Annotated in this window: 12 protein-coding genes; 6 read left to right on the forward strand and 6 right to left on the reverse strand. The window is 68.5% G+C overall.

Annotation, left to right across the window (positions count from 1 at the left end; genetic code table 11):
- Positions 1-23: 23 nt before the first annotated feature.
- The 6 genes from gyrB to dnaA form a co-directional block, all read right to left on the reverse strand.
- On the reverse strand, positions 24-2,099 hold the full coding sequence (gene gyrB / locus ACFUN8_RS04875) for a DNA topoisomerase (ATP-hydrolyzing) subunit B (RefSeq protein ID WP_383631459.1): 2,076 nt from the start codon (positions 2,097-2,099) through the stop codon (positions 24-26).
- A 609-nt stretch (positions 2,100-2,708) separates the two neighbouring features.
- On the reverse strand, positions 2,709-3,320 hold the full coding sequence (locus ACFUN8_RS04880) for a DUF721 domain-containing protein (protein ID WP_383631462.1): 612 nt from the start codon (positions 3,318-3,320) through the stop codon (positions 2,709-2,711).
- On the reverse strand, positions 3,317-4,459 hold the full coding sequence (gene recF / locus ACFUN8_RS04885) for a DNA replication/repair protein RecF (protein WP_383631465.1): 1,143 nt from the start codon (positions 4,457-4,459) through the stop codon (positions 3,317-3,319). The genes ACFUN8_RS04880 and recF overlap by 4 nt, the downstream gene beginning before the upstream one ends.
- A gap of 51 nt (positions 4,460-4,510) precedes the next feature.
- A complete protein-coding gene (gene gnd / locus ACFUN8_RS04890; protein ID WP_383631468.1) occupies positions 4,511-5,449 on the reverse strand; it encodes a phosphogluconate dehydrogenase (NAD(+)-dependent, decarboxylating) in 939 nt (312 codons plus the stop codon).
- Positions 5,450-5,579: 130 nt separating this feature from the next.
- A complete protein-coding gene (gene dnaN / locus ACFUN8_RS04895) occupies positions 5,580-6,710 on the reverse strand; it encodes a DNA polymerase III subunit beta (protein WP_078079617.1) in 1,131 nt (376 codons plus the stop codon).
- A gap of 945 nt (positions 6,711-7,655) precedes the next feature.
- Entirely contained in the window at positions 7,656-9,461 is a 1,806-nt protein-coding gene (dnaA, locus tag ACFUN8_RS04900; RefSeq protein ID WP_383631471.1) for a chromosomal replication initiator protein DnaA, read from the reverse strand.
- A 360-nt stretch (positions 9,462-9,821) separates the two neighbouring features.
- Between dnaA and rpmH the strand changes: the two genes are divergently transcribed.
- The 6 genes from rpmH to rsmG all read left to right on the forward strand — a co-directional run bounded on the left by rpmH (position 9,822) and on the right by rsmG (position 13,391).
- Positions 9,822-9,959: a 50S ribosomal protein L34 gene (rpmH, locus tag ACFUN8_RS04905; protein ID WP_014047156.1), complete on the forward strand. Its 138-nt coding sequence runs from the start codon at positions 9,822-9,824 to the stop codon at positions 9,957-9,959.
- 18 nt (positions 9,960-9,977) lie between these two features.
- Positions 9,978-10,349 (forward strand): ribonuclease P protein component, encoded by a 372-nt coding sequence (gene rnpA / locus ACFUN8_RS04910; protein ID WP_189106262.1) that lies wholly within the window; start codon positions 9,978-9,980, stop codon positions 10,347-10,349.
- Positions 10,346-10,711 (forward strand): membrane protein insertion efficiency factor YidD, encoded by a 366-nt coding sequence (gene yidD, locus ACFUN8_RS04915; protein WP_383631474.1) that lies wholly within the window; start codon positions 10,346-10,348, stop codon positions 10,709-10,711. The genes rnpA and yidD overlap by 4 nt, the downstream gene beginning before the upstream one ends.
- 3 nt (positions 10,712-10,714) lie before the next feature.
- Positions 10,715-11,992 (forward strand): membrane protein insertase YidC, encoded by a 1,278-nt coding sequence (gene yidC / locus ACFUN8_RS04920; protein ID WP_383631477.1) that lies wholly within the window; start codon positions 10,715-10,717, stop codon positions 11,990-11,992.
- A gap of 59 nt (positions 11,993-12,051) precedes the next feature.
- A complete protein-coding gene (locus ACFUN8_RS04925) occupies positions 12,052-12,564 on the forward strand; it encodes a R3H domain-containing nucleic acid-binding protein (RefSeq protein ID WP_023540257.1) in 513 nt (170 codons plus the stop codon).
- Between the two features lie 110 nt (positions 12,565-12,674).
- A complete protein-coding gene (gene rsmG, locus ACFUN8_RS04930; RefSeq protein WP_383631482.1) occupies positions 12,675-13,391 on the forward strand; it encodes a 16S rRNA (guanine(527)-N(7))-methyltransferase RsmG in 717 nt (238 codons plus the stop codon).
- Positions 13,392-13,469 lie beyond the last annotated feature (78 nt).

Raw genomic sequence — 13,469 nt, forward strand, 5'->3', positions numbered from 1 at the left:
GAAGCGGTCAGCGGGAGACCGACTCAGATGTCGAGGAAGCGGACGTCCTTGGCATTGCGCTGGATGAACGAGCGCCGGGCCTCGACGTCCTCACCCATCAGCACCGAGAACAGGTCGTCGGCCTGCGCCGCGTCGTCGAGCGTGACCTGGCCGAGCACACGGTGGTCGACGTCCATCGTCGTGATGCGCAGCTCCTCGGCGTTCATCTCACCGAGGCCCTTGAAGCGCTGGATCGAGTCTTCCTTGATCCGCTTGCCGTTCTGCTTGCCCAGCTCCACCAGGGCGTCGCGCTCCCGGTCCGAGTACGCGTACTCGAAGTCGTCCCGGCCCCACTTGATCTTGTACAGCGGCGGACGCGACAGATACACGTGGCCGGCCTCGACCAGCGGGCGCATGAAGCGGAAGAGGAACGTCAGCAGGAGGGTGTTGATGTGCTGGCCGTCGACGTCGGCGTCCGCCATCAAGATGATCTTGTGATAGCGGAGCTTCTCGATGTCGAAGTCCTCGTGCACACCGGTGCCGAACGCCGAGATCAGCGCCTGCACCTCGGTGTTCTGGAGGATCTTGTCGATCCGCGCCTTCTCGACGTTCAGGATCTTTCCGCGGATCGGAAGAATGGCCTGATACTGCGGGTTGCGGCCGGACTTCGCGCTGCCGCCGGCCGAGTCGCCCTCGACGATGAAGATCTCGCACTTGGCCGGGTCGTTCGACTGGCAGTCGCTCAGCTTGCCGGGCAGCGACGCCGACTCCAACAGGCCCTTGCGGCGGGTCAGATCCCGCGCCTTACGGGCCGCGACCCGGGCCGTGGCGGCCTGGATCGACTTGCGGATGATGTCGGCCGCCTCATTGGGATGCCGGTCGAACCAGTCCGTCAGATGCTCGTGCACGATCTTCTGTACGAAGGTCTTCGCCTCCGTGTTGCCGAGCTTGGTCTTCGTCTGGCCCTCGAACTGCGGCTCACCCAGCTTCACCGAGATGATGGCCGTCAGACCCTCGCGGATGTCCTCGCCCGCCAGGTTGTCGTCCTTCTCGCGCAGGAACTTCTTCTCGCGCGCGTAGCGGTTGACCAGGCCGGTCATCGCCGCGCGGAAGCCCTCCTCGTGCGTACCGCCCTCATGCGTGTGGATCGTGTTCGCGAAGGAGTACACCCCCTCGCTGTACTGCGAGTTCCACTGCATCGCGATCTCCACCGAGAGCATCCGCTCCTTGTCCTCGGCGTCGATGTCGATGACCGTGGGGTGGATCAGCTCGCCCTTGCGGGAGTTCAGGTACTTCACGAAGTCGACGATGCCGCCTTCGTAGAAGTACGTGACGGTGCGCACGGGCTCCTCGCCGGCCTTCTCGGCCGCGTCGCCGGCGACATCGGCGCCCACGACGGCCTTCGCCGACTCGCGCTCGTCGGTCAGCTTCAGGGTCAGGCCCTTGTTGAGGAAGGCCATCTCCTGGAAGCGCCGCGACAGCGTCTCGAAGGAGTACTCCGTCGTCTCGAAGACGTCGGGGTCGGCCCAGAAGGTGACCGTCGTGCCGGTCTCGTCCGTGGCCTCGTTCTGCGCCAGCGGCGCCGTCGGCACCCCGAGCTTGTAGTCCTGCGTCCAGCGGTAGCCGTCGGTCTTGACCTCGACGGCGACCTTCGTCGACAGCGCGTTCACGACGGAGACACCCACGCCGTGCAGACCGCCGGAGACGGAGTAGCCGCCGCCGCCGAACTTGCCGCCCGCGTGCAGGACCGTCAGCACGACCTCGACGGCCGGCTTGCCCTCGGACGGGACGATGCCCACGGGGATGCCACGGCCGTTGTCGATCACGCGTACGCCGCCGTCGGCGAGGATCGTGACGTCGATGGTGTCCGCGTGCCCGGCCAGAGCCTCGTCGACGGAGTTGTCGACGACCTCGGTCACCAGGTGATGAAGCCCACGTTCACCGGTCGAGCCGATGTACATACCGGGACGCTTGCGGACCGCGTCCAGGCCCTCCAGCACCGTGATGGCACTGGCGTTGTACGAGGCCGTTACCTCGCCGTTCTCACCAGTGGCTACGGACGGAGTCTTCTCGTTGGGGTTGCCGGAATCGGCCACGAAGCGCCCTTTCTGGCACAGCACAGGCCGTTCTCCGGACAGGCGGGAGCGGCTGCGTCGTTCGGCTTGCGACAGTGTTTGACAGTCTTGGAAAGCGAGTCCCGCCGACGAGGCGGGATTCTCCATCAGTCTACCGGTAGCGGCGACCCGAATGGGGGTTTGCCGGTACCTGAGTCCGCATGTGCCGCCCTGAACCAGCGGCTGCCGACTCCCCATATTCGGGAAGGGGCTCCAAGAGGCTCACACGGGCTTTGAGCGCTTCGGGCTGTCAACCTCCGGCTACCGTGAGGGACACCTCACACTCCGCAGCCGTACGACGAGGTCACAGGGGTCCCCGGAAGGACCCGGAGCGGTGCCGGGCAACGGGTGTGAAGTGGGGCTGGCGGAGGGCCTGTTGGGACCCGCTCGGCGCCCCGGCGGGCCGGTCCGGGCGGCTCCGGACGGCGCGGAGGTCAACGGCGGGGCGACCCGGTCAGCCGTACGGGGAGGCCGTGGATACGTACGGAACGGGTCGGGCGGTACGACCGTCGGTGCGGGCAGCGGTACGGCCGACGGGCTCGCGTCCCGGCGTACGCCTCCGTACGGCCGTACGCGACCGGCGCGGGACGCCCGCCCGGAGCCGTACGGTCGCGCTCAGCCGTACGTGTCCCCCGGGCCCTTGCTGCCGGGCGCCCGCAGCGCGCCGAAGCGCCGCGGCGGACCGGCCGGGCCGCGCACCTTGATCACCTTCACCGTGCCGTGTCCCAGGTCCTCGTTCAGCCGGGCCACCAGCCGCGGGGCCAGCAGTCGCAGCTGCGTCGCCCAGGCCGTCGAGTCGCAGATCACCGTGAGGATCCGCTCGTCCTCCTCGTACCGCTCGGGCACACAGTGCCTGGCCAGGTCGTCACCCACGATCTGCGACCAGCGGCCCATCACACCGCCCACCGCCGCGGGCGTCTCCCAGCCGCGCTCGGTGATCAGACGGTTGATCGCGGCGCCCAGCGACAGCGGATCGCGGCCGTCGGCCCCCGAGCCCGACCGCAGGCCACCACCCCGTCTGACGTGCTTCTTCTGCTGCGCCGCCGCGCCACGGGCCCGCGCCTGCTCCTTCGCCGCCCGCAGCGCGACCCGCGCCAGGTCGACACCCGAGGACTCGACGGGCGCGGGTGCGGCCGGCTCCGGCGCGGCCGCGGGGTCGGGCAGCACGCCGCTCCCCTTGTCCTGCCCGTCCTTCTTCTGCCTGTCCGGCCGCTCCGCGCCGCTCATGCCCGCTCCACCGTGCCGTCGGCCACCGTGAACCGCACCCCGGCCAGAATGTCCGGCACGTCGTCGTCCACCGCCGCCGTGACGAGCACCTGCTCGCCCGGCGCCACCAGCTCCGCCAGCCGCTCCCGCCGCCGCGCGTCCAGTTCGGCGAAGACGTCGTCGAGGACCAGCACCGGCTCGTTGCCCTCGGCGCGCAGCAGGTCGTACGAGGCCAGCCGCAGCGCCAGCGCGTACGACCAGGACTCGCCGTGGCTCGCGTATCCCTTGGCCGGCAACTGGCCCAGCTTCAGCAGCAGTTCGTCCCGGTGCGGACCCACCAGCGTGACTCCCCGCTCGATCTCCTGCTTGCGGGTCCCCGCCAGAGCGGCCATCAACCGGGCGTACAGCTCCTCGCGCGTACGCGGCACCTCACCGCCCGGCCCTTCCGGGTCGGCGGCGGAGGAACGGTACTCCAGGGCCACCGGCCCGCCACCGGGCGCCAGTTGCTCGTACGCCTTGTCCGTCAGCGGCTGCAGCGTCTCGATCAGGTCCAGGCGCTGCGCCAGCAACTCCGCGCCCACCTGCGCCAGATGCTGGTCCCACACGTCGAGCGTGGAGAGATCCATCCCGCGCCCGCCGTGCCGTCGCGCCATCGCCGCCGACTTCAGCAGGGTGTTGCGCTGCTTGAGCACCCGGTCGTAGTCCGAGCGCACGCCCGCCATGCGCGGGGAGCGCGCCGTGATCAGCTCGTCGAGAAAGCGGCGACGCTCACCGGGATCGCCCTTCACCAGTGCCAGATCCTCCGGCGCGAACAGCACCGTCCGTACTATCCCCAGCACGTCACGCGGTCTGACCTGCGAAGATCTGTTGATCCTGGCTCTGTTCGCGCGGCCCGGATTGAGTTCCAGCTCGATGAGCTGCGAGCGCTCGCCCTGGGTGACGGCGGCCCGGATCACCGCGCGCTCGGCGCCCATCCGCACCAGCGGGGTGTCCGAGGAGACCCGGTGGCTGCCGAGGGAGGCGAGATAGCCGACCGCCTCGACCAGATTGGTCTTCCCCTGCCCGTTGGCCCCCACGAACGCGGTGACGCCCGGATCGAGCGGCACCTCGATCCGGGCGTACGAACGGAAGTCGGCCAGCGAGAGATGCGTGACATGCATGGACGTGACCCGACCTCCCCTGTACCTGCGCCCCTCCGCGAGTGCGAAGGGCTACTTCTTGTTCTTGGGACCGGCCGGCTTGGTGGGCTTACCGGGCTTGCCCGGCGTGCTCTCGTCCGCCTGCTCGACCGCGTGTCCGCCGAACTGGTTGCGCAGCGCGGCGACCATCTTCATCTGCGGCGAGTCCTCCTGCCGCGACGCGAACCGGGCGAACAGCGACGCGGTGATCGCGGGCAGCGGCACCGCGTGGTCGATGGCCGCCTCGACGGTCCACCGGCCCTCGCCGGAGTCGTCGGCGTAACCCCGCAGGGCGGCCAGGTGCTCGTCGCCGTCCAGCGCGTTGACCGCCAGGTCCAGCAGCCAGGAACGGATGACCGTGCCGTCCTGCCAGGAGCGGAACACCTCGCGCACGTCGGTGACCGAGTCGACCTTCTCCAGCAGCTCCCAGCCCTCGGCGTAGGCCTGCATCATGGCGTACTCGATGCCGTTGTGGACCATCTTCGCGAAGTGGCCGGCGCCGACCTTGCCCGCGTGGACCGAGCCCTTGTCGCCCTCCGGCTTGAGCGCGTCGAAGATCGGCTTGACCTTCTCGACGTGGTCCGCGTCGCCGCCGTACATCAGCGCGTAGCCGTTCTGGAGGCCCCAGACGCCGCCGGAGACACCGCAGTCGACGAAGCCGACGCCCTTGATGCCGAGCTGCACCGCGTGCTTCTCGTCCTCGGTCCAGCGGGAGTTGCCGCCGTCCACGACCACGTCGCCGGGGGACAGCAGCCCCGCCAGCTCGTCGATCGTCGACTGCGTCGCCGCACCCGAGGGGACCATCACCCAGACGACCCGGGGGCCCTTGAGCTTGCTCACCAGCTCTTCGAGGCTGTGGACGTCCGCGACGTCCGCGTTCCGGTCGTATCCGATGACGGTGTGGCCTGCGCGGCGGATGCGCTCGCGCATGTTGCCGCCCATCTTGCCGAGGCCGACGAGACCGAGCTCCATCAGTGGTTCCTTAAGCGTTGAGCCGACAATCGTTCAGGCACGGGGCGGACGGCGACAGTGCCGCGCGGCCCCGGCCCGAGCCTACGCCGGGCCTGGTGGGACGGTCCGAAGGCCCGGCGGGGGGACGCGATCAGCCCGACAGCCGCACCGGCATGATCAGGTACTTGTACGCGTCGTCGGCCTCGGCATCCAGCGCCGGCTTCCCACTGAGGAGCGCGGGCTTGGTGGAGGTGGTGAACGAGAGCTGAGCGACGGGCGAGTCGATGGCGCTGAGGCCGTCGAGCAGGAACGTCGGGTTGAAGGCGATCGAGATGTCGTCGCCGTCGAGCTTCGCGTCGACCCGCTCCACAGCCTGTGCGTCGTCGCTGGAACCGGCTTCGAGGATGAGCACGCCCTGCTCGAAGCTGAGCCGCACCGGGGTGTTGCGCTCGGCGACCAGGGCCACGCGCTTGACGGCCTCGACGAACGGCGCGGTCTCGATCACCGCGACCGAGTTGAACTCCGTCGGGAACAGCGTCCGGTACTTCGGGAGGTCACCCTCCAGGAGCCGCGTGGTCGTCCGGCGCCCGGCGCCCTCGAAACCGATCAGCCCTTCGCCCGCACCGGAGCCCGAGAGCGCCAGGGTGACCGTGTCGCCGCTCGTGAGGGCCTTGGCGGTGTCCAGCAGCGTCTTGGCGGGCACCAGGGCGACCGCGGAGATGTCCGAGACCTCCGGCTTCCACAGGAAGTCGCGGACGGCGAAGCGGTAGCGGTCGGTCGAGGCGAGCGTGACCGTGTCGCCCTCGATCTCGATCCGTACGCCGGTGAGCACCGGGAGTGTGTCGTCACGGCCCGCCGCGATGGCCACCTGGGCGGCGGCGGAGGCGAAGACCTCACCGGGCACGGTGCCGGTGGCGGTCGGCATCTGCGGCAGTGCCGGGTACTCGTCCACAGGCAGGGTGTGCAGCGTGAACCGCGAGGAGCCGCAGACCACCGTCGCCCGTACACCGTCTGTGGAAATCTCCACCGGCCGGTTGGGGAGAGCGCGGCAGATGTCGGCGAGAAGCCGGCCGGAGACCAGGACCGTGCCGTCCTCCTCGACCTCGGCGTCCACCGAGACCCGGGCCGAGACCTCGTAGTCGAAGCTGGAGAAGCTGAGCGCGCCTTCCTCGGCCTTCAGGAGAAGGCCCGCAAGAACGGGGGCCGGCGGACGGGCCGGGAGGCTACGGGCCACCCAGGCCACCGCCTCCGCCAGTACATCGCGCTCCACCCGGATCTTCACCGGAACCGCCTCCTGCTGTTGCTGACTCGCCCTGCCGGCCTTCTTCGTCGTCGGCATGAGCTCACTCCGCCATGGGCAGGGTGAGGTTGCCGGGGACCAGTCTGACGTACGGCACCGACACTCGGTGCTGCTCGGGGTCAAGTCGCGACAACCGGGCGGGAGTGCTCCGGCACCGAGTTGTGCACAGCACCCACTTCGAAGCAGATTCCCAGGTAACTCCAGGTGTTAGTAGTAGTAGGGCCTGTGGATTCCGTGGATAACGTCGTTTTCGCAGGTCAAGGCCACTTTTTTGTCCACCGGCCCTGTGGGCGCCGACGGTGGACAACCCCGTCGCTCTGTGGACGGCCGAAAGTTCTGCACAGGCGGTGCACAGGACACCCCGACTTCTCCCCAGGGTCGTCCCCAGCTTTTCCGACGTTCCCCACAGGGTCCGAGGCAACCTTGGTGTGACGCCTTTCACTCGACACGGTGAACAGTCGTGTTCTGTTGCCGAACAGTGGACAGCGATGTGGAGAAGCGGGTCGAAGCTGTGGGCAACAGGCCGGTGCCTGTGGGCCGCCGGTGGACAACCGGACCTCGTGCCTGTGGGCGAGAAAACTGTCCACAGGCTGTGGAAGAAAGTTGGCCACAAATCCCCAGGGGTCTGACCTGGCATGATCCACTTCCGGTCGGCCCGCCTGTGGACGCAGTCTGGACAACTTATCCATCCCCAGGGTGTGGACGGGAGATCGGGCCGTTTTCTGTGGAGAACCCGGCCTCGACACCCCTTATTCGAACAGTGGTTGAGGGCGTGTCACACCCCGATGACCCGCCGGACACGCCGCCGGGCATCACGAAGGGCATGACGAAGGCGCCCCGGGACGGTGTCCCGAAGCGCCTCGAAGCGTCCTGAAGCCGGTCGCGGACGTGTCCGCCCCGGCCCGGTCAGGCCGTCGCCCGCCGCTGTCAGCCGTTCTTGATGCGGTTGGTCAGCTCGGTGACCTGGTTGTAGATGGAGCGCCGCTCGGCCATCAACGCGCGGATCTTCCGGTCCGCGTGCATCACCGTCGTATGGTCGCGGTTGCCGAACTGCGCGCCGATCTTGGGCAGCGACAGATCGGTCAGCTCACGGCAGAGGTACATCGCGATCTGGCGCGCCGTCACCAGCACCCGGCTGCGCGAGGATCCGCAGAGGTCCTCCACGGTCAGCCCGAAGTAGTCGGCCGTCGCCGCCATGATGGCGCCCGCGGTGATCTCGGGCGCCGAGTCCTCGCCCCCCGGGATGAGGTCCTTGAGCACGATCTCGGTCAGCCCGAGGTCCACCGGCTGCCGGTTGAGCGAGGCGAACGCCGTCACCCGGATCAGCGCGCCCTCCAGCTCACGGATGTTGCGGGAGATCCGCGAGGCGATGAACTCCAGCACCTCGGGCGGGGCGTTCAGCTGCTCCTGCACGGCCTTCTTACGGAGGATCGCGATACGCGTCTCCAGCTCCGGCGGCTGCACGTCGGTGGTGAGGCCCCACTCGAAGCGGTTGCGCAGCCGGTCCTCCAGGGTGATCAGCTGCTTGGGCGGCCGGTCCGAGGACAGCACGATCTGCTTGTTCGCGTTGTGGAGCGTGTTGAAGGTGTGGAAGAACTCCTCCTGCGTCGACTCCTTGCTCGCCAGGAACTGGATGTCGTCGACGAGCAGGATGTCGACGTCCCGGTAGCGCTTGCGGAAGGTGTCGCCCTTGCCGTCGCGGATGGAGTTGATGAACTCGTTGGTGAACTCCTCCGAACTCACGTACCGCACCCGCGTGCCGGGATAGAGGCTGCGCGCGTAGTGGCCGATCGCGTGCAGCAGGTGCGTCTTGCCGAGTCCGGACTCGCCGTAGATGAAGAGCGGGTTGTACGCCTTGGCCGGGGCCTCCGCGACGGCGACGGCGGCCGCGTGCGCGAACCGGTTGGACGCCCCGATGACGAAGGTGTCGAAGAGGTACTTGGGGTTGAGGCGCGCGTGGTGCTCGCCGGGCCCCGGCGGCGGCGACGCCTGGGCGCCGAGCGGCCCCGTCGCCCCGCCCCGGCCGCCGTGCCGCGACTGCTGCGGGTCCAGGTCGTGCCGCTCGGGGCGCTGCTGCCGCTGCTGCTCGTAGGGGTGGCTCTCCTGCGGCTGCGGCGGCCGGTAGTCGTGCTGGGGCTGCTGCGGCCGCGCGGTCGCGTACGGATCACGGTCCTGGAAGCCGCCGAGCCGCTGCTGCTGCCAGGACAGGTCCTCCTGCGTCCGGGGCCAGGCGCCGGGGTCGGGGCGCTGCTGCTGGTAGTCGGGGTACGCGGGCCGGGCCGTCGGCATGCCGTCGTCGTCGGAGGAGCGGCGCCCGTAGGGGTGGTAGCCGCCGTCCGGGCGCATGTCGTCGTGCCGGGAGTCGTCCGACCGCGGGTCGTCGTGACGGGGATCGCGGCCGTCGTCGTGCTGCGGGTTCTGGTAGCGGTTCTGCTGGGGCGGCAGCGGTGCGGGGTCGCCGGCCGAGTCGTCCACGGTGATGGCGATACGGATCGGCCGGCCGCACTCGCGGCTCAGGGTCTCGCTGATGAGCGGGGCCAGGCGCCCTTCGAGCACCCGCTTGCCCCACTCGTTGGGCACGGCCAGCAGGGCGGTGTCGGCCACCAGTGCGAGTGGCTGGCATCGCTCGATCCACTGTTTGTCCTTGGGCTCGACGCCCTGCTGGCCCTCCCTGAGGAGCTGCTCCAGCACTCGTGGCCACACTGCGGCAAGATCGGCAGGTACGTCAGCCACAGGGCACGCTCTCTCGCTGGTCCCACGAATATGTGGTTCTCGGGACGGGTGGGAAGACCGGCGGAAAAGAATCCGGAGTTCAGCCACGGTAGTCAGGCCGACCCACGCGGTTCAAGTTGTTGTCCACAGGCTGTGCATAATGGAACGTGGCAGCTAGCTGGTTTGACCGTATGGCGTAGCCGCGCGTACCGTGACCAGGTCGAGTTGTCGATGGCTGCTGCCGCCTGCCTCCGATGGGCAAGGATCACGATCTGTGGTCGTGAAGCGGTGCACTCGGGCGTAATCGCGAGCTTCTCGTGGGCGCACGGTGACAGCCAGGCGATGTCCCGCCCTCCCAATCATCATTTCTGGAGCCCCCGAGTGAGCAAGCGCACCTTCCAGCCGAACAACCGTCGTCGTGCCAAGACCCACGGCTTCCGGCTCCGTATGCGCACCCGTGCCGGCCGCGCGATTCTCGCGAACCGCCGTGGCAAGGGTCGCGCCAACCTGTCCGCCTGATCGCCAACAGGTTATGACGTGCTGCCTACCGAGAATCGGCTGAGGCGGCGCGAGGATTTCGCGACCGCGGTACGCCGGGGACGACGGGCCGGACGCCCGCTTCTTGTCGTACATCTACGTAGCGGTACTACGGGCCCGCACGCGCCTGGGGAGAGCGATCCCCCGACGCGGGCGGGTTTCGTCGTAAGCAAAGCCGTGGGCGGGGCCGTCGTACGGACCCGGGTGAAGCGGAAACTCCGTCACCTCATACGCGATCGGCTGTCCCGGCTGGCCCCCGGTAGCCTGGTTGTCGTACGAGCGCTGCCCGGTGCGGGCGACGCCGACCATGCACAGCTGGCCCGAGACCTGGACGCCGCCCTTGAGCGGCTGCTGGGAGGGGGCGCGCGATGAAGTACCCGCTGCTGGCTCTGATCAAGCTGTACCAGTGGACGATCAGCCCGTTGCTCGGGCCCGTCTGCCGGTACTACCCATCGTGTTCCCACTACGGCTACACGGCCATCGACCGGCATGGCGCGGTCAAGGGCACCGGTCTCACGGCCTGGCGCATTCTGCGGTGCAATCCGTGGTCGCCGGGCGGTGTGGACCACGTCCCACCGCGCAAGCGCCCGCGATGGCATGAACTGCTGCGCAACGCGTGGCGCGGCACCAAGGGCGGGCAATCCGCCGCCGGCGTGCCTTCCGGGGGTTCGGCCTCGGCCCCCGAAACTCCGAGTCCGGCCGCAGAGACCTCGTCCAATGCTCAAGGAGCTTGATTAGTGGACACGATTGCCAGTTTCTTCAGTTTCATCACCACGCCAGTCTCGTGGGTCATCGTCCAGTTCCACAGTGTGTACGGGGCGATCTTCGGCCCCGATACGGGCTGGGCCTGGGGACTGTCCATCGTGTCCCTGGTGGTTCTGATCCGGATCTGTCTGATCCCGCTGTTCGTCAAGCAGATCAAGTCGACCCGGAACATGCAGGTCCTTCAGCCCAAGATGAAGGCCATCCAGGAGCGCTACAAGAACGACAAGCAGCGTCAGTCCGAAGAGATGATGAAGCTGTACAAGGAGACGGGCACCAACCCGCTCTCCTCGTGCCTTCCCATCCTGGCGCAGTCACCGTTCTTCTTCGCCCTCTACCACGTGCTCTCCAGCATCGCGTCGGGCAAGACGATCGGCGTCATCAACCAGTCGCTGCTCGACAGCGCGCGACAGGCGCACATCTTCGGTGCCCCCCTGGCCGCCAAGTTCACCGACAGCGCCGACAAGGTCGCGTCCCTGGACGCCACGCAGGTCTCCGTACGCGTCGTCACCGCGATCATGATCGTCCTGATGTCGGCGTCGCAGTTCTACACGCAGCGCCAGCTGATGACGAAGAACGTCGACCTGACGGTCAAGACGCCGTACATGCAGCAGCAGAAGATGCTGATGTACATCTTCCCGCTGATCTTCATGGTGATGGGCATCAACTTCCCCGTCGGTGTCCTCGTCTACTGGCTGACCACCAACGTGTGGACCATGGGCCAGCAGATGTACGTGATCAACCAGAACCCGACTCCGGGCAGCAAGGCCCAGGACCAGTACCTCCAGCGGCTGCTCAAGAGCATCGCCACGCACAACGAGGTCCGCTCGAAGCGCAGGCGCAACATCGTCTCGGCGATCGTGGCCAAGGGGCCCGACCGCAACGACAATGAGCGTAAGTTCGTCAACAGCCTCTCCAAGACCGGTCTTGTCGCCCAGCCGGACGGCACGGTGATCAAGGGTGAGGCCCTGCCCGAGGGCGAGTCGCACGGTGCGAAGCGGCAGCAGCCCAAGCGTCAGCCCAAGTCGAAGCGACAGGCCGGCGGTCAGCAGCCCGCGTCGAAGACCTCGGGAACGAAGCCTTCGGACGATGACGTCGCCGACGCCGCGCCCAAGACGTCGCTGCAGAAGAACGACGAGCCGAAGGACAGCCAGCCCAAGCAGCCACCGCGCAAGAACGGCAGCGGTGGCGCACGGGCCAAGGCCGGGGCGCGCAAGGGCCAGCAGCGGCCCAAGCACCCGACCAAGAAGTAAGCGCAGCTTCCCGTAGCCCGAAGGCCCGTAGCCAGCCCGTAGTAAGAAGGAGTCCATCCGTGTCGGAAGGCACCATCTCCGCCGCCGCCGAGGGTAGCGACACCCTCACCCGTCTTGAGCAGGAAGGCGAGATCGCGGCCGACTATCTCGAAGGTCTGCTCGACATCGCCGACCTCGACGGCGACATCGACATGGACGTCGAGGCCGACCGGGCCGCGGTTTCGATCATCAGCGATGTGAGCGGCCGTGATCTGCAGAAGCTCGTCGGGCGGGACGGCGAGGTGCTCGAAGCGCTCCAGGAGCTGACGCGGCTCGCGGTGCACCGGGAGACCGGCGACCGCAGCCGGCTGATGCTGGACATCGGCGGCTTCCGGGCGAAGAAGCGCACGGAGCTGGCCGAACTGGGCGCCAAGACGGCCGACGAGGTGAAGAGCACCGGTGAGCCGGTGAAGCTGAACCCCATGACGCCCTTCGAGCGCAAGGTCGTGCACGACGCCGTCGCGGCGGCCGGACTGCGGAGCGAGTCCGAGGGCGAGGAGCCGCAGCGCTTCGTCGTCGTACTCCCTGCCTGAGCGGTCTCTCGGTTCTCGGCCCCGTCTGTCCACAGGCGGGGCCGAACTTTGTCAGCCACACAGTGACTGTGAGCCACACCCTGGTGGTTCAGAACGGAAGGACGGTTCCCGTGACGGAGGCAGAAGAGCTTCCCCCTGCGCCGGACGAGGCGAGGACGGTGTTCGGGGACTCCTTCCCGGCGGCCGTCCGGTACGCGGAGCTTCTCGCTGACGCGGGAGTCACCCGTGGTCTCATCGGGCCGCGTGAGGTGCCGCGGCTCTGGGAGCGGCACCTGATGAACTGCGCGGTGCTCTCCGAGGTCGTGCCCGAGGGTGTGAGCGTCTGTGACGTCGGCTCGGGCGCCGGGCTGCCGGGGATCCCGCTGGCGCTGGTACGGCCGGATCTGCGGATCACGCTCCTGGAGCCGCTGCTCCGGCGCACGAACTTCCTCCAGGAAGTGGTCGAGCTCCTGGGCCTGGACCATGTGACGGTGGTACGGGGGCGCGCCGAGGAGGTACTCGGGACGCTCCAGCCCGTCCATGTGGTGACGGCACGCGCCGTGGCACCGCTGGACCGGCTGGCCGGCTGGGGCGTACCACTGCTGCGCCCGTACGGAGAGATGCTGGCGCTCAAGGGGGACACGGCCGAGGAGGAGCTGAAGGGCGCCCGGTCGGCGCTGAGCAAGCTCGGTGTGGTCGATTCCTCGGTGCTGCGGGTCGGCGAGGGTCTGGTCGATCCGCCGGCCACCGTGGTGCGCGCGGAGGTCGGGGAGAGTCCCGGCGGGGTGCGGTTCGCCACCAAGCGCGCCAAGGCCGCCCGCGCGGACCGGGTACGCCGCCGCCGGTGACGCCGCCGCCGACGGTGACCGGTGGTCCCCGTCGGCGATCTCTGCCGGTGCTGCTCCATAGAAGCAGCCCGGACCATC

It is taken from the genome of Streptomyces sp. NPDC057307 (assembly GCF_042667665.1).
Classification (GTDB): domain Bacteria; phylum Actinomycetota; class Actinomycetes; order Streptomycetales; family Streptomycetaceae; genus Streptomyces.

Coding starts and splice junctions, on each gene's coding strand:
- ACFUN8_RS04880 (WP_383631462.1), bottom strand. CDS start 3,320: ATGAGCGGCGCGGAGCGGCCGGACAGGCAGAAGAAGGACGGGCAGGAC.
- recF (WP_383631465.1), bottom strand. CDS start 4,459: ATGCATGTCACGCATCTCTCGCTGGCCGACTTCCGTTCGTACGCCCGG.
- gnd (WP_383631468.1), bottom strand. CDS start 5,449: ATGGAGCTCGGTCTCGTCGGCCTCGGCAAGATGGGCGGCAACATGCGC.
- yidD (WP_383631474.1), top strand. CDS start 10,346: ATGAAGTACCCGCTGCTGGCTCTGATCAAGCTGTACCAGTGGACGATC.